Annotated in this window: 7 protein-coding genes and 2 pseudogenes; 2 read left to right on the top strand and 7 right to left on the bottom strand. The window is 60.1% G+C overall.

The window, feature by feature from the left end:
• Positions 1-1,102: 1,102 nt before the first annotated feature.
• The 4 genes and pseudogenes from NLM33_RS38770 to NLM33_RS38750 form a co-directional block, all read right to left on the bottom strand.
• Entirely contained in the window at positions 1,103-1,309 is a 207-nt protein-coding gene (locus NLM33_RS38770; RefSeq protein ID WP_254103650.1) for a hypothetical protein, read from the bottom strand.
• 16 nt (positions 1,310-1,325) lie between these two features.
• The gene (locus NLM33_RS38765; RefSeq protein WP_254103649.1) at positions 1,326-1,535 is read right to left on the bottom strand and encodes a hypothetical protein; all 210 of its coding nucleotides are present in this window, start codon (positions 1,533-1,535) and stop codon (positions 1,326-1,328) included.
• A 1,201-nt stretch (positions 1,536-2,736) separates the two neighbouring features.
• The gene (locus NLM33_RS49930; RefSeq protein ID WP_371930043.1) at positions 2,737-3,630 is read right to left on the bottom strand and encodes a hypothetical protein; all 894 of its coding nucleotides are present in this window, start codon (positions 3,628-3,630) and stop codon (positions 2,737-2,739) included.
• Between the two features lie 241 nt (positions 3,631-3,871).
• Positions 3,872-4,132: pseudogene (locus NLM33_RS38750) on the bottom strand (IS630 family transposase); the annotation flags it as partial.
• A gap of 1,036 nt (positions 4,133-5,168) precedes the next feature.
• Between NLM33_RS38750 and NLM33_RS38745 the strand changes: the two are divergent.
• A complete protein-coding gene (locus NLM33_RS38745; RefSeq protein WP_254103647.1) occupies positions 5,169-6,986 on the top strand; it encodes an NEL-type E3 ubiquitin ligase domain-containing protein in 1,818 nt (605 codons plus the stop codon).
• A 177-nt stretch (positions 6,987-7,163) separates the two neighbouring features.
• On the opposite strand, the pseudogene NLM33_RS38740 reads toward NLM33_RS38745, so the two are convergent.
• Positions 7,164-8,057: pseudogene (locus NLM33_RS38740) on the bottom strand (SMP-30/gluconolactonase/LRE family protein).
• Positions 8,058-8,174: 117 nt separating this feature from the next.
• Positions 8,175-16,325 carry a XopAD/skwp family type III secretion system effector gene (xopAD, locus tag NLM33_RS38735; RefSeq protein ID WP_254103646.1) on the bottom strand — a complete coding sequence of 2,717 codons (8,151 nt, stop codon included), beginning with the start codon at positions 16,323-16,325 and terminating at the stop codon, positions 8,175-8,177.
• A gap of 156 nt (positions 16,326-16,481) precedes the next feature.
• Between xopAD (NLM33_RS38735) and NLM33_RS38730 the strand changes: the two genes are divergently transcribed.
• Positions 16,482-16,697 (top strand): hypothetical protein, encoded by a 216-nt coding sequence (locus NLM33_RS38730; RefSeq protein ID WP_254103645.1) that lies wholly within the window; start codon positions 16,482-16,484, stop codon positions 16,695-16,697.
• Positions 16,698-17,572: 875 nt separating this feature from the next.
• Here the strand turns inward: NLM33_RS38730 and xopAD (NLM33_RS38725) are convergent.
• Positions 17,573-23,644 (bottom strand): XopAD/skwp family type III secretion system effector, encoded by a 6,072-nt coding sequence (xopAD, locus tag NLM33_RS38725; protein ID WP_254103644.1) that lies wholly within the window; start codon positions 23,642-23,644, stop codon positions 17,573-17,575.
• Positions 23,645-25,591: the final 1,947 nt, after the last annotated feature.

Genomic DNA, 25,591 nt, shown 5'->3' with positions numbered 1-25,591 from the left:
CGCGTCGCACGTAATGGCTGTGGACGCGACCCGTCCGACAGCCTCAACAAGGACTGAGCGAGACCGCTGACTTCGGCCGAGCCACGAGCGCCACCTTGTCGGCTGGGGAAGATGTCCTCACGGAGATAGCAAAACGGGATGTGGCGCGATGCGCGGCAGAGATCCGTATTGAATTCGATGGCCGCCCAATTCTCCCCGACCGTTGTCAGAATTTGCCTTACCTAACCTTGGACTGTCGCCTCAAGTTCTCCTCTCACTCTCGGCTTTGCGGGAAATCGGTCGATCAAGCCGATACTGACTTCTCCAACCAAGGGGATCGTATTCCGGGAGTTACCACCATTTGATCCTCATCGCTTAGACGATCTTCCATGCCTAAAAGGCTGAGCCCCACAGCATTGTGGCTCGACACGTCCGTCAGATCTCAGCTCGAGCACAAGCCGATAGATGTTGGTGGTTGCAACCGATCCCCCGTTGTCAGAGGATTGCTCGCCGATAGACCCGTTCGTATGTCGCTGTAAGCTCTGGTGCAACCCCACTAACGCGCCCGTCCGAAGTAGACAGCATTGTTCATGTATTTCTCCTAGAGCGAAGACCTGCAAACCTGTTCGTTGGGGTGTTTCATGAAGAGACGAGAGAGCGATGATAGATTTGATTTTAGAGCCGGTGGGGCACCCTCTACGACACCCAAACGATCAAGAGCTAAGAAGCTGACTGCAACAATGAAACGACGCGCTTTGAAAACTCGGAAACCCGAGCAGAAGCGCTCCCCCGTTTCGTGAACGAAACTGAATACTCGAGAGGCCTTGGAGGTTGTCGAAGCGCAATCAGACGTCGTTGAACCGCCTTATGGTTGAGGCACGGTTTCTGGAGTCACTTTTCGAATGAGAATACTTCTACTTCTCTTCGCGGCGCTTTCAATCATGATGGCCGCACATGGGCCGCGCCAGGATGTTTTTGTGCCGCGCTCGACCGCGCCCTTGCCTCCAGTCAACGTGCCCTAGCCGCTGATCCTATCTGAGACATTGACGCTGAACACGAAAGCAACGCGTCGAAGGTCGGGAAAGACCCAGTAGGCGCGCCGATCAACGTCGCTCGGCTTAATTTACTTGAAAGTATCGACGGCTGGCCCTTCGCCCCCTCGTTCAGAACCCTGCAAGAGGACATCTTCTTCGAGTAACGCGACGAAACGCGTGCCATACGCGTCGATTGATCCGAACACAAGTGGATCGTTGACTTTCCGTTCGGCGTAATAGATCACAAGCTCTAGAATGGAACGGCCTGAAATTTGTAAGTGCTTTCCACCATCCATCAGCATCTCGTCGATCTCACGGCACCATCTTGCTCGGAGACGGCCACAGCAAGGGATGCAACCAGCATTGCTCCTCGATCTCAAAGAAGAGGCTCGGCGCCTCGCCCGGATCACGCACGAGCAGGTCGAGTCTCGCGTCCTGATCGAGGCCGAAGAACTGACCGAACAAAAAGCCACAGCCCGGCGGCGTCCGGCGCTCATCCAAGACGAGATGCGCCGGATCCAAGATGAGGTCGGTGCGAGCGAGGCAGCCGCGTGGCGCACGCACCGCGAGACGCAACGCTTCGGCCGGCCGCGAGCGCGTGAGGTTCTTTGCCTTGCTGATTTTCGCCGCTCGATAAGCGGCGCTCGCGCTATAACGCCAGCGGTGCGACCGTCCTGCAATTCGAGAGGCTATGCCGTCACAACGGTGGAAAAATCGGCACGCGGTGCGTCGCCGTGGAACGTGCACCGCGTGCCGCCGAAGCTCGTGCCAGTGCGCGGGCGACCAGCTCGCCGATACTGGTCGCCTCTTCCACGAGCATCAGTATGTCGCGTATGCCGCATCCACCTGACGAGAAGCTGACGGGCGGCCACTTGCGTCTGTCTGGTCCGGAGGCAGCCATGGCCATAATTGAGCTGTACGAGACCTATTGCGCGCTGGAGGTGCAAATCACGCGTTAGGCAGCGGCGCGCCGAGATCGAGGAGTCGATCTGCGCGCGGATCACGGTGAGACCTGCATCGGCGATCTTGTGTTTCGCGTCTTCCAAGTCTCGATTGCGGGCCGCCGGCTGTCTTCTTTTCGAGTGACGCGGCATCTGCCTCCGCCGCCGGATGAAAGCGCGGGGGTTCGGCTTCTCACGAACGCGGGCCGATTTGCTAGGCTAGCACAGGCCAATGAGCGAAGAGCGTTGGATCGCGCAAAGAGGTCCTGCGGATCCAATCCTCTGCCCGCCGGCGCTGTCGCTTGAGGCGCTTGTATTTAGCCATCGCCCAACGCGCGAGGCGTCGGTTCAGATAGCGCAGCGTCGGGTTGGCGTTCATCTCGAACTCTCCTTTCCTATGCTGCTGCAGCACACGCTCAATGGCTGGCCTGCATGTTCCCCTGCCGACGCTTCGCCAGCGCCCTCACGGACGCTGCCGCACGGCTCGGGGCCGATGTGAGGCGCTACTCCTTGGTCGTAATGGACTCTCACCATCTATTCCTTGCCGGCCTCCCGGCGCACACTCGGTCAGACTAAGCCGTTGATATATTTTGCCTTGTTAGGTGCTTGCCCTACGTTTTGTTCACGGTGGTTCACCCAATTCGTTGCCATTTCGCGGCGTTCTGAAGATGATGTAACCTTGAGGGCCCACTCGCCGGCGTTTCGGTTACGTTTTTGACCAGATTGTCAGGAGACGAGTATGCCCGCCCGCACCCAAAGCGCCGGTACCTCGCGCGCTGAGTTCATGCGAGCCGCGAACGACGAGCTAACCAAGTTCGAGCGCCGCGAGCGCGAGTTTCGGAAGAACGACCGCGACGAACGGGCCAAAACGTTGCAGTTGCCGGTGGAAAAGTACGACACTGAAGATTGGCGCGCACGGAAACCATCAAGCCTACTTCATCGAACCTGAGACCGCGCGCTCTCGGTGCGACATGAACATGTCTCAACACGACAGCAGTGCGGACAGGCGTCTGTCTGACGTGGTGGTCTTGCTGCAGGGTGGCATCGACACTCGCTGTAGGAACGGAATAGGGAAACGGCACGAACAAGAGGTTGAAGGCATGATGTTCTGACTCCCGGCCGAGTTCGTCGGCGATATGCCAATGCGTAGTTACATTGGCGATCGACGGCAACAGAGCGAGGTGGTGAGTGAGGGAGCGAAGCGTGCAGCCGACGGTCGGCGGCGGAGCCAGCGCATCGATCCGCGCCGTCATCCGTCGGCACAGGACCTCGAAATCCTGCACACCCATCTGTGGCCAACGCCGTAGCGGGATCGGATTGGCCGCCGCGCCGAGCAGCGGAACAACGGGCTCCGAGCCGACTCCGCCTGGTCGACCGACGACGACGTTGTCCGCCGCCACGGCGAATCTTTTGCTGAGGAATTGCTGGCAGTTCCGTCGGCCGAGTTGGAAATCGTGCGCGCGGAATCTTTCGTCGAGAAATCCGCCGAGGCCGCCGAGCAAGCCGCAAGCGATCGCGTAGCGTTCGAGCGGAACCCGCGCTTCCACCGTGGCCGGCGCCTCGATCCGGGGAACGCGGCGCAGCGGCGCAATCAGGAAACGGCTGAAGTCGCGTCCGTCGACGGCGGGAGCGAGATCAGAAGCGCGAAAGCGCGCCTGGTTGAGCAGCGCCGGCAACAGCGCGCGGACGATCGCGGTGAGCGCGGGAGAAGGCGAGCCTACAGGCAGGAAATTCGGCGGCTCGGGAGACGGCGCCACCATTATGTTCGTCCGTTCGACGGTCGTGCCATCTGTCGGAGCGCGCGACGATCCCCCGATCAATGCGAACTGTGCGTAGTCGAACGGGTTGTTGTTGACGATGCCGCCGTCGAGGCTCTCGAAGTTGAAGGTATCGCACTGACCTAGCTAGTACCCGGAATCAGAGCTGAGTGACACGGCGGTCTTTGAACCGGCGTTGACGGACCTTTTTCTTGGTCCAGACGAAGGGCACTGCTTTGTCGTTGTATGCCTTGATGTAGGCATCGATGTGTAGCTCGAGCTGTTTCAGGCTTGTGAAGGAGGCACCGCTGAGCGACTGCGCCTGCAAGATCGAGAACGATACCTCGACCTGATTGAGCCAGGAAGCGCTTGTCGGCGTGAAATGAAATTGCACATTGGGATGGGCCTTGAGCCAGGGCTCTCGTGTTTGTCCAGTTTCCGACAGCGGCGGCGAGAATGGCTGTCGGATTAAAAATACGGCCGCCGTCTCCCGCGTGCGACTTGTTCCGAACAAGATCGGCAGCCGCAATGCGAAGGACGGGGCCAGCGTGGCTGTCATCGAATTATTGGTAGCATTGAGCAAGCGCCCACGCCCACGATTTCAACTACATTTGAAACTAACAATGAACGCCGATCTCGCAAAAGGAGCGAACCCGATCGTTGGCGCATTCAGCAAACGTCGGGCTACGCGCACCAGGCTGTTCGTCAGTCCCGTTGGTTCGAGATCGGGAAATTATGAGCACGAAGGAATGGTTATTGCATTGACTTCACGCCCCCCGACTTGGGTGCAGTGTCGATCCATCCATATTGCTGAAGTGTATGCAATCAAACAGGAGGGAACGATCCGAGAAGCTCGTCGTCGTTTCAATTCGAGGACCCGGACCTAGCGCGGACATGCTGCGTCTGGCTGCAGCTGTTCTGAGCGCGAATGAGGCGGCATGTTCGATAGCCCCCCATGATAGCAACCGGAGCCTTGATTTCGAATGCTTCATCATTCGTCGACACGCATTGCCGGGTTCGACAAACGTCGTTCCGGCGCATTTCTCCTGATTTTGGCTTTCGCAGAGAGGTGGTTGATGAACACAGCACGAGCCCAGCGGGTCGCTGGCATTAGTTCCGACGCTTCCGAACGAGACGCCAGCGAGCTCTCAACCGGCGCGCGGCACACAGGATCGACGCCTTGACCGGGGCGCGCGCGAGCCTCGATGCCTGGCCGGCCAGCGAACCATCACTGGACGAAATCCTTGACGCCTGGGCTAGCGCCGACGGGCAGAGCGAAGTCGAGGACCGGCAAGAGGCGGCAAGACGGACGAGGACTTGGCAGACGGCTGGCGATGTGGACGGGCCGCTGAATCTGTCACGGCTGTCCTTGACGGCCTTGCCCACCGCGTTTCCGGAGGAACTCCAGGAGCTCAATGTCGGCAACAACGTGCACTTTGCCTGCCGCGCCTCCGGCAGTGCTCCAGACGCTCAGGCGCAACGTCAATCAGATCGTCGGCGCGCCCTCCTACCTTCCGGCTGCGCTCCGAAGCCTCTCTGCCAATCACAACGCGCTGAGCAACCTGCCCGATGCCCTCCCGGCGGGGCTCCAGGAACTCGATGTGCGCGTTAACCATCTGACCAGCCTGCCCGACACTCTGCCGGCGCCGCTCTCGCGTCTCGTGATCGGAAACAACCAGCTAACCAGCCTGCCGGCAATGCTCCCAGCCGGGTTGCGGGCGCTCCATGTCCACCACAATCGACTGACTGGTCTGCCCGACACTCTCCCGGCTGGGCTTGTATGGCTGGATGCCGGTCGTAATCAGCTGACCAGCCTGCCCGAGCCCCTCCCAGCCGGACTCCAGACGCTCAACGTCGGCCGCAACCAACTAACCAGCCTGCCTGACACCCTCCCGCTCCGAACGCTGCACGTGAGTCACAATCGGCTAACCAGTCTGCCTGAGACACTCTCGGCTGAGCTGCAGAACCTCGTGGTCAGCAATAATCAGCTGGCCAGCCTACCGGAGACTCTTCCGGCTGGGCTGCGGACGCTCGAAGCCGCGTGCAACCGGCTGACCCACTTGCCCGAGACCTTGCCGGCTGGACTTGAATTGCTCGACGTTACGCGTAACCAACTGACCAGCTTGCCGGAAACCATGCTGACACAGCTGGGCCCTTGGTGCAGGGTTGTACTGGACGACAACCCGCTGCCCGAGCGGGTGCGGACGAACCTTGCAACAGCCATCCGTGAGCCGGGCTACGCCGGCCCTCGAGTCTTCTTTTCGATCGGCGGAGAGGCGGGGCCAAGTCAGCCGCCGCCGTTGCACGCAGCGGTGGCGGATTGGGTTGGCGGCGAACCGGAGATGATCGCGACCTGGCAGGGGTTCGCCGAAGAGGCAGGAGCTCAGGAATATGCGCGCTTTCTCGACCGGCTGCGACGCACCGTGAACTATGGCAGCGCCGCGTTTCGACAAGCGGTGTCTGAGGATCTGCAGCAGGTGGCAATGAGGCCACGATTGCGCGAGCTGTACTTCCAACAGGCCTTCGGGGCGAGCGCGAGCTGCGAAGATCGCATCACTTTGGCCTGGAACCACATGCAGAGCGCACGCCTGACCGCCGATGTCGAGGACGGGGCATATGACGATCGGCTCGACCAACTCATCGAGCAGGCTCGTGTCCTGTTCCGCTTGGGCGTACTCGACCGGATCGCCCGCGAGAAGGTCAGCTCGCTTAGGTTTGTTGACGAGATCGAGGTCTATCTCGCCTATCAGGTCAAACTGCGCGGGCGGCTGAAGTTGCAGCTTCTCGCCCCCGACATGCGCTTCTTCAACGCGTCCTATGTTACCGAGCGCGATCTCGCCGTGGCCGAGATGCGGGTGCGGCATGAGGAGGCAACGCAGTTCGATGACTATCTGGCAACCCGCTGGCAACCCTGGGAGACGGTGCTGAGCCGCATCGAACCCGAGGCTCATTCAGCGATGCAGGAACAGTTCCTCAAGGCGATGGAGGAGGAACTCCCCAACCGCGTGCAGCAACGGCTCATAGCTGATGGCCTGACTGGCGACGAGGCCGAGATACAGCTCGGAGCCTTGATCCGCGACCAGATCGCCTCTGAGATCAAGGGCGAACTGACACGCCGGGTGCGGATGACCGCGGCCTCTAGAATGGAGAAAGAAGCGCATAAGCGCTTCTCCTCCCCGAACCGTACGGGCAGTACAGCGCATACGGCTCTCCGTTCAAGTCTGGCCCATGCGCTCCCATTGCTCGCGATCGTTGTCCAGGGGTCGTATGATTGAACGGGAAATTTCCAGCTTGTTGCCTAGTCAGATCAAATATTTGCACATAACGTGTGCGTTACGTCCGCCCGGCGCAAAATCGTTGAATACGCGTACACGCATGGGTCAACACCGCCGTCGGGCAACTCGCGTGAGAAAGCGCTCGCAGCGGTGTGCCTCACGCTTATATTTTCTGTGTTACAAACAGCAAAGGTCCGCGACCAATACCGAACCGGTTGATGATTCTGTGATGAACAATGCACCATTTGGACCCAACGCTATGTTCGTGCAGGTCGGGCCCGCGCACGATTTGATACGAGCAAGACACCCGCCATTCGGCGCGAGCACGAAGGCGTGGCCGAGCGACGCATGAGCTACGAACAACCGTCCTTCGCGATCCATCGCCAGCCCATCCGGACCGCTGGTTCCAAAGAACGTGCTGAAACTACCGACCTTCGCGATTCCACCATCGCGCATCTGCGGCACGCGCCAGACGCTGTTGTCACGCGTCATCGCCACAAACAGGACGGTTTCATTCGGATCGAGCACCAGACCATTTGGGCTCGGTCCGTTTGAGATCAAGCATTCGAGTCGGGCGTCCAGTCGCAGGCGAAACACGCGGCCTGTCGGGTCGTGCAGCCCGGTTTGACCCAGGTCGGTGAAGTAGATGTCGCCGGTCGACGCGATATGCAGATCGTTGCAGCCCTTGAACGATTCGGAATTGCGGTGACCGAGCAAGGTGCGGATCGTGTCCCAACGCGCATCCAGCTCCATGAGGCCGTTCATTTAGTCGGCTACCAGGATGCGACCATCCGGCGCAATCTTCAGCCCATTCGGCCACCCCTCATATTCGATGATCAAGGACCAGGAGCCATCCGGTGCAATCCTGAAGATCCGGCCGAAGGGAATGTCGACGACGTAGAGGTTTCCGGCAGCGTCGAACGATGGTCCTTCGATGAAGCAGTCCACCGGTTTGCCACCGCGGTTAGCGTCCGCCCAATCGGAGCGCTCCGCAGGCCGGCGAAATTTGGCCGGCATCGTCGCAAAGACACGCGTTTCGATAACCTGCGGTGGCTCGTCGAGGTACATCATGGCGACCCGTGCAGCCGCAGGCCTTCACAGCCTCCCGGAACTCCTTCCAGCTCGATCGGCTTTGCGATTGCGGAGCGCGGATGGCCGTAATGGGATTTGCATGCTTGAGGGGCGCCCTCATGGTGCCGCCTCTAACGGAGCTTGGACCTCTCTGCGTTCACCGCAAAGGTAGGCGTGCAGCGCGCTGAGGCAAGCATCCGCGCTCATGAGATCCCGCTGGCGCTGCGGGGCAATGGTGAGATCGGCAAGCTGATAGATGGGATTGCGCACTTGGACACGGTTTGTGACCGTCTTATCCTGGTCGGCGGTTTGCATCTTCGGACGCTTGGTGTTGTGCCTCAGGTTCCGCCTGATCACGTCCTCGTTGGTATTAAGCCAGATCGTGACCGCTTTCTGCCCGACATGCTGCCGGATTTCGTCGAGCATGAACGTCCCATCACCGGTTGCGAGTACCGCCGGCCCTTGTTCGAGCAGCTGCCTGATCTCATTCATCTCAAGATTCCTGAAATGCGCCTCTCCATCCTCAGCAAGAATCTTAGTTATGGACTTGCCGGTCTTCGCCTCGATCTTTTTATCGGAATCCACGAAGCTCAACCCCAGTTTTTTGGCGAGTACACGGCCAAGAGTGGATTTCCCTGCGCCCATCATCCCGACGAGCACGATCGGTCGCGCGCCCAACGCGCCAAGAATCTCTGTCGCAAGCGGGGAGTGCGCCGCATGTCTCGGCGGGGCCACTTGCAACCGGCGAGCTAGGCTGGCACCACCAACTGTACTAGCCGCATCGGCCTCCCAGTGGGGAATCGCGATGGCCCCGTCGGGAATGACAACCTTGTTGCAGGCCTGTCGCACGCGCTCCAAGAGTTGCTCGGCTCTGGACTTATCCAGGGGCTCTCGACTCACGCGCTGCAGTTCCTGCAGCTTCTGCAGCTCCTTGTAGGTGTCGTGATTGTTGATCTTGGCGTCGTAGCTGTCTGCCGTGTGGAACTCCACCTCGAAACGGTATCCGCCCGGCGTAGCGAGCACAGTCTTGATGCCGACGAAGGTCGGCGATCGCGCCTTGAACCAGTTGGTCGTGCTGACCTCGGTATAGCCGCTCTCTTCGAAGGCTAGAATGGCTTTCTTGAAGGCACGTGTAAAATCTTTATCAGGAAGTTCGAAGACGTGGCGTACAGCGTTGCTGATCAGCTGGGTACCGGCCTCAAACGGGGCCTGCGTGCCGACGAGCTGATCTGTCATCGACCCTTCCGATCTCAAACGCTGAGCGAGATGGGGCAGATTCACCTGTATATCGGCATTCCTGAGGGCTTCGGCAACCGAAGTTGCCGTCGGAGTGATGTCCTTCTCTTCGGTTTGAGCGCGGGAGGCTTCCATTTGGGCGCGCTGTGCTGCCTGCTCGCTGGTCAATGTGATTGTCGTGGCTGAATCATCGGCAGCAAGCTCTCGGCCCGAGGGTTCAGGCAGAATGCCTCGCTCCGCGGCAAGTTTAATCGATACTTGCATGACTGAAGCCGCCAGCGTCGGATTGTCTTTGAGATCGTCCAATGTCGCATCGACATCGAACTGACCGTGGCTGAGAGTAGCCGCCATGCTCTTGGTGTAGGGCACCGATTTCAGCCCCGGCGTCTGTTGCAGCAGGCGCTGAAGGTAGCCGCTCTTCATCATATAGGTGTTGGCGCCAGTGTCGGATTTATAGGCGTCAGTTCCGACCTTGATGCCAAGGCTCAGGAGATTGCTTGCACTTTGCACGAGGTCGGATGGATTGTAGCCATCTGGTCGTGGGTCGATGCGCGCAGGGTAACGATCGAGGATAAGCTGGACGCGGTCACGTGGCCGAGCGATTGCCGGATAGGTCTCCGCCAGCTCGGGGAACAGTTCGCCGAGCTGTTGACTCAATGCGAGCTGTGCCTCGCTCACGCCGGCGACTGTTTCGGGCAGGAGTTGTTCGGGCAGGCTCGCGGCCCACGCCTCGAGCTCGGTGAGGAGCAACTCGGCCATCTCGCGCGCGACCGGATGGTCTGCCAGTTCGATCTCGTGCCGCGCATTATCGAGGTTGTCTTCGACGTTCTGAGCGCTGACCTGCTCCTGCTCCAACAGGCTTCGGATTCCTCGCTTGAGCTCTTGGTGAACGCCTTCATAGGTGCCGAAGATGGCACGCTCGGCAAACCACTGTCGGGCCTCATTGGATTGAGCCAGAAAGCCTCGCTGCAGGCCGGTGTATATTTCAAGAACATTCCGCGTGGCGGCGAGGATCTGGCTGGCGCGACCGAACTTGTAGTGACCGTCCTCAATCGCTGCGGTATGCGACTTTGGCGGCTTGAGCGAGCGCAATCCGCGAGCTTGCTCCTCTTGATCGAATTGCCTAACATGCTCGTAAAGCTGCGGCCGGTCGCCGATGATGAGCACGCTATCTCCATCGAAGTCGCCGTCAAGCTTCTTCTGTTCATTGGGCGGCACGGCAACCACCGAGCCTGAGGCAAACAATTCGGTCGCCTGGAGGATGCCGATGCAGTCGACCGGCGTGTCCACCTTCGCGCGGTCCTTGCTCTTGGTCCAGCTCGAATGGCACTTTACATCCTCGGCAGACATCACCAGCTCCCTGTCGGCGAAGTCGGCCGGCCACATCTCATCCGGCACCACGATCAGAAGTCCTTTGGCGAAGAAAGTGGGATCGTTGGCAGCCAACTCCTCCGCCGATTTCTGGGCGACATTGAAACTGTATTGGATGGTGGCGCACTTATCGAGAAATGCCCCAGTAGGATCCCCATCGGCGGCCGACCTGACCCGGTCGGCGGCGAAGGGACGGAGGTTGGGCTTGTCGTAAGGGGATCGCCCGATCAGCACGCCACCACCGCTCAACGTCTCGCTCTTGAGCGTCGGCACATGGAGGCAGTCATCAGCGGACGGGATGGCGATGGCGCCCAAACCGTTGATATGCCCGGCCGTGACGGTGCGAAACAGCTCCTCTGACGTCAGCTTTTGCTCGTCCCGACTCTCAAGCCAGCTCCTGGCCTGCTCGCGCGCCTCATCCGCGACTTGATCGCTGCGCGGATAATGCTGGAGTGCCGAGACCGGTAGGGATGATCTCCTTTCACCATAGGCAGGCACCCGGTCAGGACCTTCCTGCTCGCCTGCCCGGCGAACAGCTGGCATAACGTTGGCCACCGAGGCCCGGATGAAGCCACAGCCGTCATGCGGTCGTAACGCAATGGGGCCGTCGGACCCTCTCAGCTTGAAGGGATGCTCCTCGTTGGCAGGGCGGTCCGGCAGCAGCGCCAATTTGAAGGCGCCTTCCAGCGCGTAGTCGTGAGGAGATAGACCTTTGATGGCCGGAGGCGCCGCAAAACCCCTGCGTTGAGTGTAATAATAGGCTTCTTTGAAAGGGGCCCAGGCCCGCGAGAGCTGCTCGAAGGCCGTGCCCGGGGCGGTTTCGGCATAGGGAATCGCCAGCAGCTTTCCCCCGGAAGGCTTTGCTAGCTCGCCTGGAGCTCGGGCCGCCACCTGAGACACGCTCATTCGCGGCGGCTTTAACTTGCTGCCGCCGAACAGGTCCATGCGGTATGGTACACCGTTGACGGTGACCGTGCGCGCCAGCATGAAGGCGCTCGGCGTTGCTGGCAGTTGCACCGCGACCACGGGCAGGGCTCCCGAGGTCAGGCGATGAAAAATCGAATACCGTCTCTCCGGCTCCGTGGCCAATGGCCGCCCCTGCATGTCCACCACCGGCAACTGCATCAGCCCCGCGTCACCCTGCGGAGTTCTTGGCGCGTGGTCCATGGCTTGCAAGACCTGATGCACGTCGAAGATCGACGCAGGATGTTGCGCCTGGATCGCCGCCGCATCCTGCTCCATGAATAAGTCCAGCGCATCTGCGGGACTATCCGCCTCGATCTGCGCGATCAGATTCCAGCTCATGCTGGAAAGATCGCCTTGAATCAGGTCGCGCGCGCCAGCCAGGATCGCTCTGGTCCCATGCTGCAGCTCATCCTGCCTGATCCGTAACTCGGGCCTCTTGCCCTCGACATACGGTGACCTGAACAATCTCTGCAGGACCGCACGAGCCTTAAGCGTCTGATAGATCGATAAGGCGGTGCAGCGGCTCGCAAGCGGGCCACGGGTCCGCTCGGCATCGCTTGCGTTCAGATGCGCCTCGATCTTGTGCTCGACCACAGGTTGGACGTCGTTGAGCAGGTTGAGGGCCTGCCTGCGGTGCCAGCGCAGCGGCCTCTGTGGGCTGCGCGCCAGCGGCAGCAAAGCAGCGCACAGATTGCCCATGGTTTCCAGATCGTTCCGGGTCATAAAATCAGGGGCTTGACGCAATTCCGAGAGCCGATTCAAGCCTGTCAGTGCGAGCAAACCGAGGTCATCAACCAGCCTAGCCTTACCCAGCGCCTTGAAGATTGTTGCGATGTGCAGAACGTCAGCCTGCCCCAGACGATCATTATCATAGTGCAGGTAGTGGGCGAGCTTGTGCAACCGATCCTTCGGCAGAGTAGCGTCCGTAATTTCCCCACTGTCCTCTGCCCCCATGATCGTTCGCGACAGAGCATTGGCGAGCATACTCAGCTGAGGCGTGGTGAACACACCGAATCGCTGCCCTCGAGCACCTAATCCGCGCGCGATGTCCATCGTGGACTGCCGGCACGCCGCCTCTTCCGGCCATTTGGTGAACCCGTTCACCAAGGTCGCCACTACCTGCGGAGCGAAATCAGAGAGCTGGCGCCGACTGGCTTCCCCGGCGATTGCGGCCGCGGCTTTGCCGCAGTCCTCCTCGTCCGGCCACTTACTGAAGCCGTTCACCAGATTCGCCAGTCCCAGTGGTGCAAAATCAGAGAGTTCGGCGCGGCGAAGAACCTCACCCGCGATCGCAACAGTGGCGTCGCGAGAGACCGGCGATTCCGGCCATTTGCTGAAGCCGTTCACTAGGTTCGCCAGTCCTTGCGGGCTAAAATCAGAGAGTTCGGCGCGGCGAAGGACCTCACCCGCTATCGCAAACGTGGCTTGGCTAGCGTCCGGCGATTCCGGCCACTTGCTGAAACCGTTCACCAGATTAACCAGCTCCAGGCGAGTAAAATCAGAGAGTTCGGCGCGGCGAAGCACCTCATGCGCGATCGCGGCTGTGGCTTGCTGAGACTCCGGCTGATCTGGCCACTTGCTGAAACCGTTCACCAGGTTCGCCAGCTCCTGCGAAATAAAATCAGAGAGCGATGCGGCGCGCCCAAGAACCTGCCATGCGATTGCGACCGTGGCGTCCCGACAGTCCGGTGCTTCCGGCCATTTGCTGAAACCGTTCACCAGATTAGACAAGTGCTGGTTGTTAAAATCAGAGAGCTGGGCCCAACGGCGACGGACCTCGCTGGCGACCGCTACTGTGGCTTGCTCAGACGCCGCCGCTTCTGGCCACTTGCTGAAGCCGTTCACCAAGTTCGCTAGGCCCTGCGGAGCAAAGTCAGAGAGCTGGCGGCGACGGACCTCACCTGCGATTGCGACCGTGGTGTCACGACAATCCGGTTCTTCCCGCCACTTGCTGAAACCGTTCACCAAATTAGCCAGGTGCTGATGATTAAACTCAGAGAGCCGGGCGCTACGGCGAAGGACCTCATGCGCGATTGCAACTATGGCTTGCTGAGACGCCGCCGCTTCTGGCCACTTGCTGAAACCGTTAACCAAGTTCGCCAGTTCGTGTGGAGCAAAATCGGAGAGCTGGCGCCGGCGGATCTCCTCAGCGATTGCGACTGTCGCCTCGCGACAACCCGCTGCGTTCGGCCACTTGCTGAAACCATTCACCAGATTAGTCAGGTGCTGGTGAGTAAAATCACGGAGCTGGGCGCCGCGGCGAAGGACCTCATGCGCGATCGCGTCCGCGGCTTGCTGATTTCTTGTCCCTTCGGGCCACTTGCAGAAACCGTTCACCAGGTTCACCAAGTCCTGGTGATTAAAATCAGAGAGCCCGAACTCGCCGCGCGCGGCGCGACGACGGACCTCACCGGCAATCGCTCCGGTGGCCCGGCGAGACCACTCGTTTTCCGGCCACTTAGTGAAGCCGTTCACCAGGTTTGCTAGGTCCTGCTGACGGAATTCAGAGAGCCGGGCACGGCGGTCACGACGGAGCACCTCACTGGCCATCGCGCCTGCTGCTTGGCGCGATGGCGCCTCTTCCGGCCACTTGCTGAACCCGTTCACCAATGTCGCCAGCGTCTGTCGAGAAAGATGAGATAACTGGTCGTCGCGGCGAAAGACCTCGTTGGCGATTGCGAGCGCGGCGTCGCGACAGTCCGTCCCGTCCGGCCACTTGCTGAAACCATTCACCAGGTTCGCAAGATTCTGGTGAGTAAAATCAGAGAGTTGGGCACGGCGGCGAATAATCTCAGTGGCGATTGCGACTGTCGCTCTGTGATAGTCCGCATCGTCCGGGCATTTGCTGAACCCGTTCACCAAGTTCGCCAGCTCCTGCGGAGTAAACCGAGAGAGCCCTTGCTCGCCGGCGCGGCGAGAGAGTTCTGTGGCGATTTTGACTGTGGCTTGGCGATGAACCGCCTCTTCCGGCCATTTGCTAAAACCGTTCACCAGGTTCGCCAGCTCCTGATGACTAAATTCGGAGAACCCGAGGTCGCGGTCAGCGCGGCGAGCGACCTCACCGGCGACGGCGACCGTGGCCTGGCGAGACGCTGCCTGTTCCGGCCACTTGCTGAATCCATTTACCAACGTCGCCAGCGCCGGTTGAGTAAGATGAGACAGCTGGTCGTCGCGGCGAAAGACCTCGCCGGCGATTGCGAGCGCGGCTTCGCGACAGTCCGCCCCGTCCGGCCACTTGCTGAAACCATTCACCAGGTTCGTCAGATTCTGGTAAGTGAAATCAGAGAGTTGGGCGCGGCGGCGAATAGTCTCAGTGGCGATTGCGACTGTCGCTCTGTGATAATCCCCATCGTCCGGGCATTTGCTGAACCCGTTCACCAGGTTCGCCAGCTCCTGCGGAGTAAAACCAGAGAGCCCTTGCTCGCGGGCACGGCGACAGAGTTCTATGGCGATTCTGCCTGTGGCTTGGCGATGGCCGCCCTCTTCCGGCCATTTGCTAAAGCCGTTCACCAGGTTCGCCAGGTCCTGATGATTAAAATCAGAGAGCCCCAACCCGCCGCGGTCAGCGCGGCGAGCGACTTCACTTGCAATTGCTCCGGTGGCCTGGTGACACGCCGCCTGTTCCGGCCATTTGCTGAAGCCGTTCACCAGGTTCGCCAGTTCCTGCTGACTGAATTCAGAGAGGCGGGCACGGTGGTTGCGACGAAGGACCTCACCGGCCAGCGCGCCTGCGGCTCCGCGAGAAGCGGCCTGTTCCGGCCATTTGCTGAACCCGTGCAGAAGATTCACCAGGTGCTGGCGAGTGAGTCCAGAGAGCCCGGCATGGCGATCGAGGCGGAGGACCTCGCCCGCGACCGTGGCTATGACTTGGCAAGAGACCGCCTCTTCCGGGCATTTTTCAAAACCGTTCACCAGGTTCGCCAAGTCCTGCTGATTAAAAGCAGAGAGCCCGAAGTCACCGGAAGCGCGGCGAAGGACCTCACCGCCGAGCGCGGCCATAGCGTGGCGACAATCGGCTTGTTGTGGCCACTTGCTGAAACCGTTCACAAGGTTCGCCAAGTTTTGCTGCGAAAAATCAGAGAGCCGGAAACGACGGTCGGCGCGGCGACGGACCTCACGGGCAACGGCTTCAGTGCCATCACGAGTCTCCGGCCGCTGCGTCCACTTGCTGAAACCGTTCACCAGCAACGACAAACCTTGACTTTTCAGCGCCCCAAGCGCCTTGCCTTCATCGCGACAAAACTCGGCGATTCTGATCGTTCCATTACGGCATGTCCTCGATTGCGGATACCGACCAAATGATGCAGCCAAAAGCGAAAGAGCTTTTGGCTCGACTTCGCGTAACAACGCACCATGAAGCTGCGACACGCGAGCCGCGATCGCCTTGCAAGCCTCGACACCTTCCTGACCTCCGGCCTCGCGACTGACCACGTTGCATGCCGTCGCGTAGCCCCACGATTTACCGCGGCGGATATCGTCCTCGAAGCGAGGGACAAATTGACTTCTGAATTGGGAGGCGGCCTTTTGTACGAATGTTGCATGAATCGCGTCGTCAGCCCTTTGCAGCTGCTTGTCATGGTCTACCACTGCACATGAGAATCCAACGATGTCGCGGGCGAAACGAATCGCGTGCAGGGCTGCGTTGGATTGCTGTTCTGAGATTCCACTTTGCGCATGTGTGGCGACACCATCCATTCGGCGCCGTTTTGACTCTCGATCTAGGTCGGATACGGACCGCCTGCGCAAGGAAGGAGCACTTTGTCGTGAACTCCTGGACTGATCGGCACCGCGATCCTCGGCACCGGAACGCGACGAGCTTTCCTCCCAATTTGGCGCGCCGCGATGCGGCAAATGGAGAAAACCTGGCTGGTCGTCACGCACATCAACGGCGCGATCATGCTGGTCGTCACGCAACTCAACGCTGCGACCGGGCGGCATGCGGCGCCGGACATTGCTGGCCAAAGGTGGCCTTTGAGCGGACGACGCCCCCAAATCTCGATTTTCAGAGCGCAAGCCTTGCACGACAGAACTGAACGTCGAGCCATCCCCTCCACCGCCGACATCTGATTCAGCACGGGACCAGTGCGCATCTGGTCCGCTGGGCGCGTTCCCAGGTCGATCAACTCCAGTCAAACTCCGCCCTCCATGCAAGCGAGAATGAGCCGATTTAGAAAACTTGGCACACACGGTCCCGCCGGACAGCCTCAACGATTGTGTTTCGGCAGCTGATCAGAGAGGTCTCCTTACGCTGCACCGACGAGACGTGACTCGCCACAACCGGCAAGCGCGGACCATTTCTGCACAATTGTTCGCACTGTGGCATCGAAGATATCCACTTCACCTGACGTGAAGCTGACCTGCGCACAGCCGAAAACGGAGGCAATCCGCGAGGGAGCTTGCAAAGATCGCGCGCATCGCGCCGCGTACTTGTATGCGGTCGGACCCAATGTTCGATCATGATGCAGCAATGAGCATCGCAAAAGGAAGCTCGGCAGCGGGCCCATTCTTCGGCGAGGTATATGCCCCGTCCGAGCGCGTGACGATACGCGCTTTGTGCCGCATTGCGGCACTAGTCACAGCGTAAATGATGCTGACTCGACCAACCGAAGGAGGGCGAGTGAAGAGCTACATGATTTGGCCCGTGGAACGACCTCGCGGGGTCAGCAAGCTGCTCCAGCACCTTCCATCAGACCGGCAGCGTTTCATACTCCTCGTCGTGCCATCCGAGCGCAGTCGCGGTAAACGCCAAAGCTTGACTTATCGTGCGGCGGCACATGGCTTGCGTTCGCTCATCCGTCGTTTGACGCCAAGATCTTTGACGCCAAGATCATGGATTCTACTGGTCCTGAGCTTGCCAACAGCGCCGTACGGTGAGATCGCGATGAAGAGGTTACAGAGCAGGCGATGAGGTGATCTAAGATTCGAGGCTCGGAGGCGACAGCCTAGAGGAACAAAAAGACGGAGCTGGCGCTCCCCGCGCGGCCCACTTCCGCTCTCCAATGCAAAATATCCTTAGCGCCCTCAGGGATGGCAACTTGCTTACAAACCTCTCGCACGCAGAGCTCGAGTTCTTTGGATTTAACTTGATCCTGTCCATTTCCGGCTCCTGGTTGCTGCTGCTCCTCCAGCTCCTTATACGTATCGTGATTGGCAAGCTTGGCCCGATAGCTGTCTGGTGTGTGAAACTCCAGTTCAAAGCGGTAACCTTGCGCTGTGGCGAGCACAGTCTTGATCCCCACGAAGTTCGGCGTTCGTATCCTAAACCAATTGGTCGTGCTGACCTCAGCATAGCCTCGATCGTCGAAGGCCAGCATGGCTTTTCTGAAGGCCGCTGCAAACTGCCCATCAGGGATCCTGAAGACATGACGTACGGCGTTGTTGATCAGCTGTGAAGCGCTCTCGCAGGGGACGCTCACGCCGGTGAGCTGCAATCGTATGGTCCTTTCCGATTTCAAGCGGCGATCGACGTGGGGCATCTCAACTTCGATCTGGTATTTTGTGCGGAGCGTTTCGGCAATCTCACATACCGTAGTCGTGATTGTCTCCTCCTCGATTTTGGCGCGCTCAGTCTCAAGTTTAGCGCGCACGGCGGCCTCCTGGCGGGTCAGAGTGATCGTCGCAATAGAATCGGCTGCGGCCGGGCGACGGCCGGATGGTTCAGGCAGAATGCCGCTCTCCATGCTAAGCTTGATGGAGGCTTCCATGACCGAGGCCGCAAGCGTCGGATTGTCCTTCAGATTTGCCAATGTCGCATCGAGATCCAGCCTGCCCTGGTTGAGACTTGTTGCTATGTTCTTGCTGTAGGGAGCGGGCCTCAGTCCCGGGGTTGCTTGTAGCAGTCGCTGAAGCTGATGGCTTTTCTTCAGAAAAAGGCCGGCACCAGTGTCAGATTTATAGGCGTCGGTTCCGACCTTGATCCCGAGACTGAGGAGGTTGTTTGCGCTTCGGACGAGGTCATCGGGATGGTAACCATCGGGTCGGGGATGGATCCGCGCCGGGTAGTGGTCAACAAGCATTTGGACACGCTCTCGTGGCTGAGCCGTTGCGGAAAAAGCCTCCGCCAGATCGGGGAAGAGCTCCCACAGCTCCGTGCTCAGCGTCAGCCCTGCATTGCCGCTGCCCTCAGCGGTTACAGGCGGGGCGTGCTCATCCGTAGCCCATGTCCCAAGGTCGGCAACGAGCAGGCCGGCGATTTCGCGAGCGACCGCATGGTCTGCCGCCTCGATCTCGTGCCTTGCCCTGACGAGCGTGTCCTGGATGTCCTGCCGACGCGGCTGTTCCTGGTTTAACAGCTCACGAAGGTCACGCTTGAGTTCCTGCTGAATGCCCTCATACGTCCCAAATACGGCCCGCTCGGCGAACCAGCCTCGTGCGTCGTGGGATTGCGCCAGAAAGGTGCGCTGCAGACCCGTATACGTTTCCAGGACGTTCTGCGTGGCGGCCAGGATCTGGCTGGTGCGACTGAATTGGTAACGCTCGCCCTCGATGGCGGGTGTGTGCGACTTGGGCGGCTTAAGGGAGCGTAGTCCGCGCGCTTGCTCCTCTTGATCGAATTGGCGTACGTGTTGATACAGGGCAGGCCGATCGCCCAGGATAATGACAGTGTCCCCGTCGAAGTCGCCATCGAGCCTTTTCTGTTCGTCAGGCGGGACTGCAACCAGCGACCCCGGAGCGAACACTTCGGTTGCCTGGAGGATGCCGACACATTCGAGCGATGTGTCCTCCTTGACGCGGTCCTTGCGCTCGGTCCAGCGCGAATGGCACTTGACGTCCTCGGCCGATAGCACCACGCCTCGGTCGGCGAAGGCGGTGGGCCACATTGCATCGGGCGCCACGATCAGAATGCCTTTGGCAAAGAACGTGGCATTGTCGGCAGCGAGCTCGCCGTGCGATCTCTCGGCCGCATTGAAGCTGTACTGCATGGCCACGCACGTATCGAGAAACGCCGCGGTTGGATCCCCGTCTGTTGCCGACCTGACTTGCTCGGCGGCAAACGGACGCAGATTGGCCTTGTCATAGGGGGAGCGCCCGATCAGGACGCCCCCTTTCGCGGTCAAAGTCTCGCTTTTGAGCGCGGGCACATGGAGACGGCCATCGCTGGATGGTACTGCAACGGCGCCGGGTCCCCCGATGTTTCCGACCGTCACGGTGCGATAGATCTGTTCGAAGGTCAGTTTTTTCCCATCTCTGCTTTCGAGCCATGTCCTGGTCTTCTGTTCCGCCTCATCGGCCACCTGCTCGCTGCGCGGGTAATGCTGCAGCGCCGAGGCGGGCAGCGATGATCTGCGTCCCTCGCCATAGGCCGGCACCCGCTCAGGACCGTCTTGAGTCGCGCCGCGGCGAACGGCCAGCATTCGCTCGGCCAGCGAGGCTTTGATGAAGCCGCAACCGTCATGTGGCCGCAGCGCGATCGGCCCCTGCGGTCCACTAAGTCTGAAGGGATGCGCCTCGACTTCCGGACGGTCCGGCAGCAGCGACAGCCTGAATGCGCCCTCCAACGCGGAGTCGTGAGGTCCCAAACCCTTGATCGCCGGAGGCGCCGCAAATCCCCTGCGCTGCGTATAGAAATAAGCCTCCTTGAAGGGGGCCCAGGCGCGCGACATTCGCTCGAAATCCGTGCCGGCTGCTGTGTCGGCATACGGAATGGCCAAGAGCTGGCCCCCGGAACGTACGCGGACGTCACCTGGCGTACGGCCAGCGATCTGCGCCACAGTCAATCGCGGCGGCTTCAATTTGCCTCCGCCGAACAAGTCCATGCGATAGGGCACGCCGTCAACCGTGAGCGTCCGCGCCAGCATAAAGGCGCTCGGCTTTGCCGGCAGTTGGACCGCGACGACGGGAACCGCACCTGCGGTCAGGCGATGAAAAGCGGAATACCTTGTCTCGCGCTCCGTGGCCACGCGCCGGCCCTGCATGTCTACCACTGGCAATTGCATCAAACCCGCGTTTTCCTTTGGAGGCGTGGGCTCGTGGTCCATGTCTCGCAAGACCCGACGCACGTCGAAGGCAGCGGGGTGATGTTGCGCCAGGATTGTCGCTGCATCCTGCGCCAAGAACGAGTCCAGCGCACCCACGGGACCATCCGACTCGATCTCCGCGATCAGATTCCAGCACATATTGGAAAGATCGCGCTCGATGAGATCGCGCGTAATGCGCAGGATCTCTCTGGTCCCACGCTGCAAGTCCTGCTGCCTCATCTGCAGATCGGACTTCTTGCCCTCGACATACGGTCGGCGAAACATCGTTTTCAGGATCGCACGGGTCTTGAGCACTTGATAGATTGAGAGCGCGGGGCGACGGCTCGCGTACGGGCCGCGGATCCGTTCCGCATCGTCCGCCTCAATATGCGCAGCGATCTTTTCCTCGACGATGCCCTGGAGGTCGTTCAACAAATTTAGGGCCTGTCTACGGTGCCAGCGCAGATGAGGACTGCGTGCCAGCGGTAGCACAGCAACGCAGAGATGTCCCATGGCCTCGAGGTTATGCCGGCTCGCAAAGCCGGCGTCACCACGCAATTCGTCAAGCCGATTTAACCCAACCGATGCGAGCGAGCTCAGATCATCGAACAGCCTAGCCTTAGCCAGCGGCTTGAAAAGGTTGGCGATGCTCAAAAGCTCGGCCTGCTCGAGGCGATCACTTGCATAGTGCAGGTAGTGGGCCAACCTATGTAACCGATCCTTCAGCAGAGCGGTCTCGCTAATCTCGCCGCTCTCCTCTCCCCTCAACACGGCTCGCCCCACAGCATTCGCGATGATGCCGAGCTGAGGCGTGCTAAAGCTGGCGAATCGTCGGTCTGCGGTGCCAAGCCCGCTGGCGATATCCACTATCGCTCGAAAGCACACCTCCTCGTCCGGCCACTTGCTGAGGGCGTTGACCAGGTTCGTCAGCTCCTGCTCATCAAAATGAGCTAACCGGTCAGCATCTTGAATCTTAGCTGCAATTGCGACAATGACTTCGCGAGACGACGCTTCTTCGGGCCAATGGCTGAAGCCATTTGCTAGGCTCGCCAGCCCTTGCGGAGTAAAACCGGAGAGCGGATCGGTGTTGCCAGGACGAGAAAGAACCTCAGAAGCAATCGCCATCATTGCATGGCGAGTGCTCGCCTCCTCAGGCCATTTGCTGAAGCCGTTGGCCAGCATCGCAGTTTCTTGCTCATTGAAGCCAGACAGCTGGGCGGTGTTACCGACCCTAGCCGCTATTGCCGCTGTCGCTTGGCGGCAGGTCACGTCCTCCGGCCATTTGCTGAAACCATTCACGAGGATCGCCAGATGCTGCTCCTCAAAGCAAGAGAGTTCGCCAGCGCGGCGAAGGGCCTCACGGGCGATTGCGGCCGTGGCTTGGCCACAGTCGTCCTCTGCCGGCCACTTGCTGAAACCATTGACCAGGTTGGCCAGGTGCTGCTCCTCAAAGCAAGAGAGCTCGCCGGCGCGGCGAAGGAGCTCACGGGCGGTTGCGGCTGTGGCTTGACCACAGTCCACCTCTGCCGGCCATTTGCTGAAGCCGTTCACCAAATTCGATAGCCCCTGCGGAGTAAGCCGAGAAAGCTGATCCTCATGCTCGCCGCAGCGACGGACCTCGTTGGCGATTGCAATCGTGATTTGGCGACAGGCCTCCTCCTCCGGCCATTTGCTGAAACCGTTCACCAGATTCGCCAAGAAGTGATGAGGAACACTGGAGAGCCGGTCGTCACCTTGGGCGCGGCAATGGATCTCGGTGGCGATTGCAACCGCAGCTTTGCGAGTGTTCGACATTTTGGGCCACTTGCTGCAGCCGTTTACTAAGTTCGCCAGCTCCTGCTCACTAAAACGAGACAGTCGGCCGGACTGTCGGACCTCACGGGCGACTGCCGCTGTGGCTTGGCCACAGACCCGCTCAGTCGGCCATTTGCTGAAACCGTTCACCAGGTTTGCCAAGTGCTGCTCGTTGAAACGAGCGAGCTCGCGGGCTCGGCGACAAATCTCACGGCCGATTGCGACTGTGGCCTGCCGACAATCTTCCTCTGCCGGCCATTTGCTAAAGCCGTTGACCAAGTTAGCTAGTCCTTGCGGATTGAAGCCAGGAAGACGGTCCTTGCCGCGCAGGCTCAGAACCTCGCGAGCGATTACGAGTGTCGCCTCGCAAGTGGCCATCGTATCTGGCCACTTGCTGAAGGCATTAACCAAAGCCGCCAGTTCCTGGTCCGGACAATTGGAGAGCTTGGCGCCGCGGAAAAGAACTTCATCGGCAATTGCAAGGGTGGCCTCGCGCGTGGCCGTCCGGTCCGGCCACTTACTGAAACCGTTGGCCAGGTTCGCCAAGTCCTGGTAGGTAAACCTGGAGAGTTGTTCGACGCGACCGAGAACTTCATCGGCGATCCTGAGTGTGGCCCTGCGCGTGGCCGTCCTTTGTGGCCACTTGCTGAAGCCGTTCACCAGGTGTGACAGCTGCTGCGGGGGAAAAGAGCGAAGTCCGTCAGCACCACGGCGGGCGCGATTCAGGAGTTCATCAGCGATTGCCAGTGTTGCGTCACGACACTCTGACTCTTCTGGCCACTTGCTGAAACCATTCGCCAGCAACGATAGACTTTGGCAGTTCAGCTCCCGAAGGACTCCAGTATCATAGCGACAAAATTCGGCAATCCTGATCGCTCCGTTCCGGCATTCCTCCGCCCAGGCGTGTCGACCGAACGATGAAGCGAAGAGTGAAAGAGCTTTAGGCTCCACTTTCCTCATTAGCGTGTCATCAAGCCGAGACACGCGAGCAGCCAGGGCCCTGCAAACCTCTATGCCGGCTCGACCTCCGCCTTCTCGGCTCACCGCGTTGCAGGCCGTGGCATAACCCCACGCTGAGCGAATGTTACCCACCAACTGGCCGACAAATCTTGCTTCGAAGTCGCCCGCGGCCTTTTGCAGGAACGTAGCCAGGTCCGCGCCCCGCAGCCGCTTCGCATGATCGACGACTGCAATTGAGAACCCACGAATGTCGCGAGCGCGATCGATCTCTTGTAGAGCTGCGTTGAGCTCCTCCGTCCGCATTTGAATTATTTCTGCGTTCGCGCCCTCGACGCTCTGCGTGGAAGCATCGTCGGCACGCTTTCGTTTTTGCCCCCCGCTTAGGCCGGCGAGGGATTCTGCATGGGGCGCAAGCGCCGCTCGCGCCGAGTTCCGGGCATCTTGGTCGCCGAGCTCGGATTCGCCATCAGAGCGTGAGACTCTGGCTTCACGATATGGCGCCCCATGATGGCGCTTCGCAGGTCGCTTCGAACCTGAGCCTTGGTCGGTCTCCACATGCTCCCTGCACCGCTTTCGCAATTGGGCATCCAGGCCGGGCAAGGAATGGCTATGCCGCTGCAGTGCGTCCAGTGGCGAGCCTTCGGTCCCTCGATCGCCGGGGAGGGGCTCGCCCCCCGAACGGACAGAGCTCGCCTCCCGACGTGATGCACTGCTAGACTCGACATCAGATCGCTCCGCGCCTGCACCGTGGACCATTTGCATGCGCCGCCTTTCTGTTCGGCCGCCGCGGTCAGAGATCGATCGCCCACCCGCCGGACGCGACTCTGTTTGCGATCGCTCTGGATGCTCGCGCAACAGATCCCGATCGGAACGGGAGGAGCTCGCTTCCTCCCGGGAGAGGAAAGGCCGACGGCTGCCACCGGCTTCGCGCTGCAGCTCATGCGCCAGGATTTGCCGTGCACTGAAAGCAGACATGTCGCGGAAAACATCCGCGCTGCCGGGCGCGGTGCGAGACGAGGACGCCCTTGACTCCTGATGCTCAGAACGCAGCTGATCGACAACAGAACTGAATGATTGGCGGCCTTCTGCAGCACCAGGGCGCCCCGACGAACGAGACGCCTCTGCCCCTTCGGAGGGTCCGATTGCAAGTTCCGTGACCGGCGACTTGCCGCGCCCATCAATGCCCGTCATAGCCCAACTTCGCTGCAGGCAAGAACGCGCCAGCCACGACGTTTGATCACTTTCAACGAACTCCTTCCCGCTTGTGCCGCTAATTTCATCGAAACGCTCCTTGCCAATGAGGATTGACCGTAGATCGTGATTTCGAATGATCCAGTAGGATCTCGATAGGACTTGGACGTCATCTTCGACCCCGGCTTACGATTGTTGCAATCGTCGAGACATGAAGCCGCCCGCATCATATCAGACGACATGACACATTGACCGGTTCGAGCGCGGCGGTCTGCCGCTTGGATTGGGAAGACTGCCTCCTTAGCGGATGGCCATTCTGGCCCGAAAGACGCTGCCGAACACTCCACCCGATCAATTTCGGGCGACCGTTTTGACAGATGCTCGACTCGAATGGAGAGATCGTCGTAGCACTCCAGGCATCAAACTGCTCGTTGGCTTATCAGCTGTGAAGGCAGCTACTGGCTTAACGGCGCAAATTCCTAGAGAGACAATCTGACGGCAAGCTGACGCATTCATCAGCTTACGTGTTCAGCTCCAGAAAAGTCCGGCCTTTGGTCGCAAGTTACGGCTACGTGCATTAGCACTACACTTTCGCCTCGGGCTTATCTCGATGCGCGGCAGCAGGCCGGTGCAGCGCAGGATCAGCACTCCGCCCTGTTCTGTCACGAGGGGCGCAACGCCCGCTATACAAAGCAGGTCATCGCCTTGTTGCTCGTCGACGTGATCCGCCGAGCCGGGCTGAAGCCGCCAGAAGGGCGAATGGTCCCCCGTCTTCATGACCTGCGCCACTCGATGGTCGTGCACCGTATCCTCGAATGGTACCGCTCGGGTATCAATCCGCAAGACCGGCTGCCCGTTCCTCGTGACATATCTTGGCCGTAAGGATGTCCACTACACCCTCATCTACATCACCGTTACACAAGACCTGCTGCATCTTGCGAACGAGCGGTTCAGGGCCGTAGGCGCGCCATGCCTCCTCGATCTGGGGCGGAGGTGCGGCCATGAACAAGAACGCGTTCCCGGAGTTGATGCGCGCGTTCTTCTACGAAGGGCTCGTCG

Origin of the sequence: Bradyrhizobium sp. CCGUVB1N3, from assembly GCF_024199925.1 — a bacterium.
GTDB lineage: Bacteria > Pseudomonadota > Alphaproteobacteria > Rhizobiales > Xanthobacteraceae > Bradyrhizobium.
The sequence above is the reverse complement of the archived record's forward strand: the minus strand, read 5'-3'. Positions and strand labels throughout refer to the sequence as shown.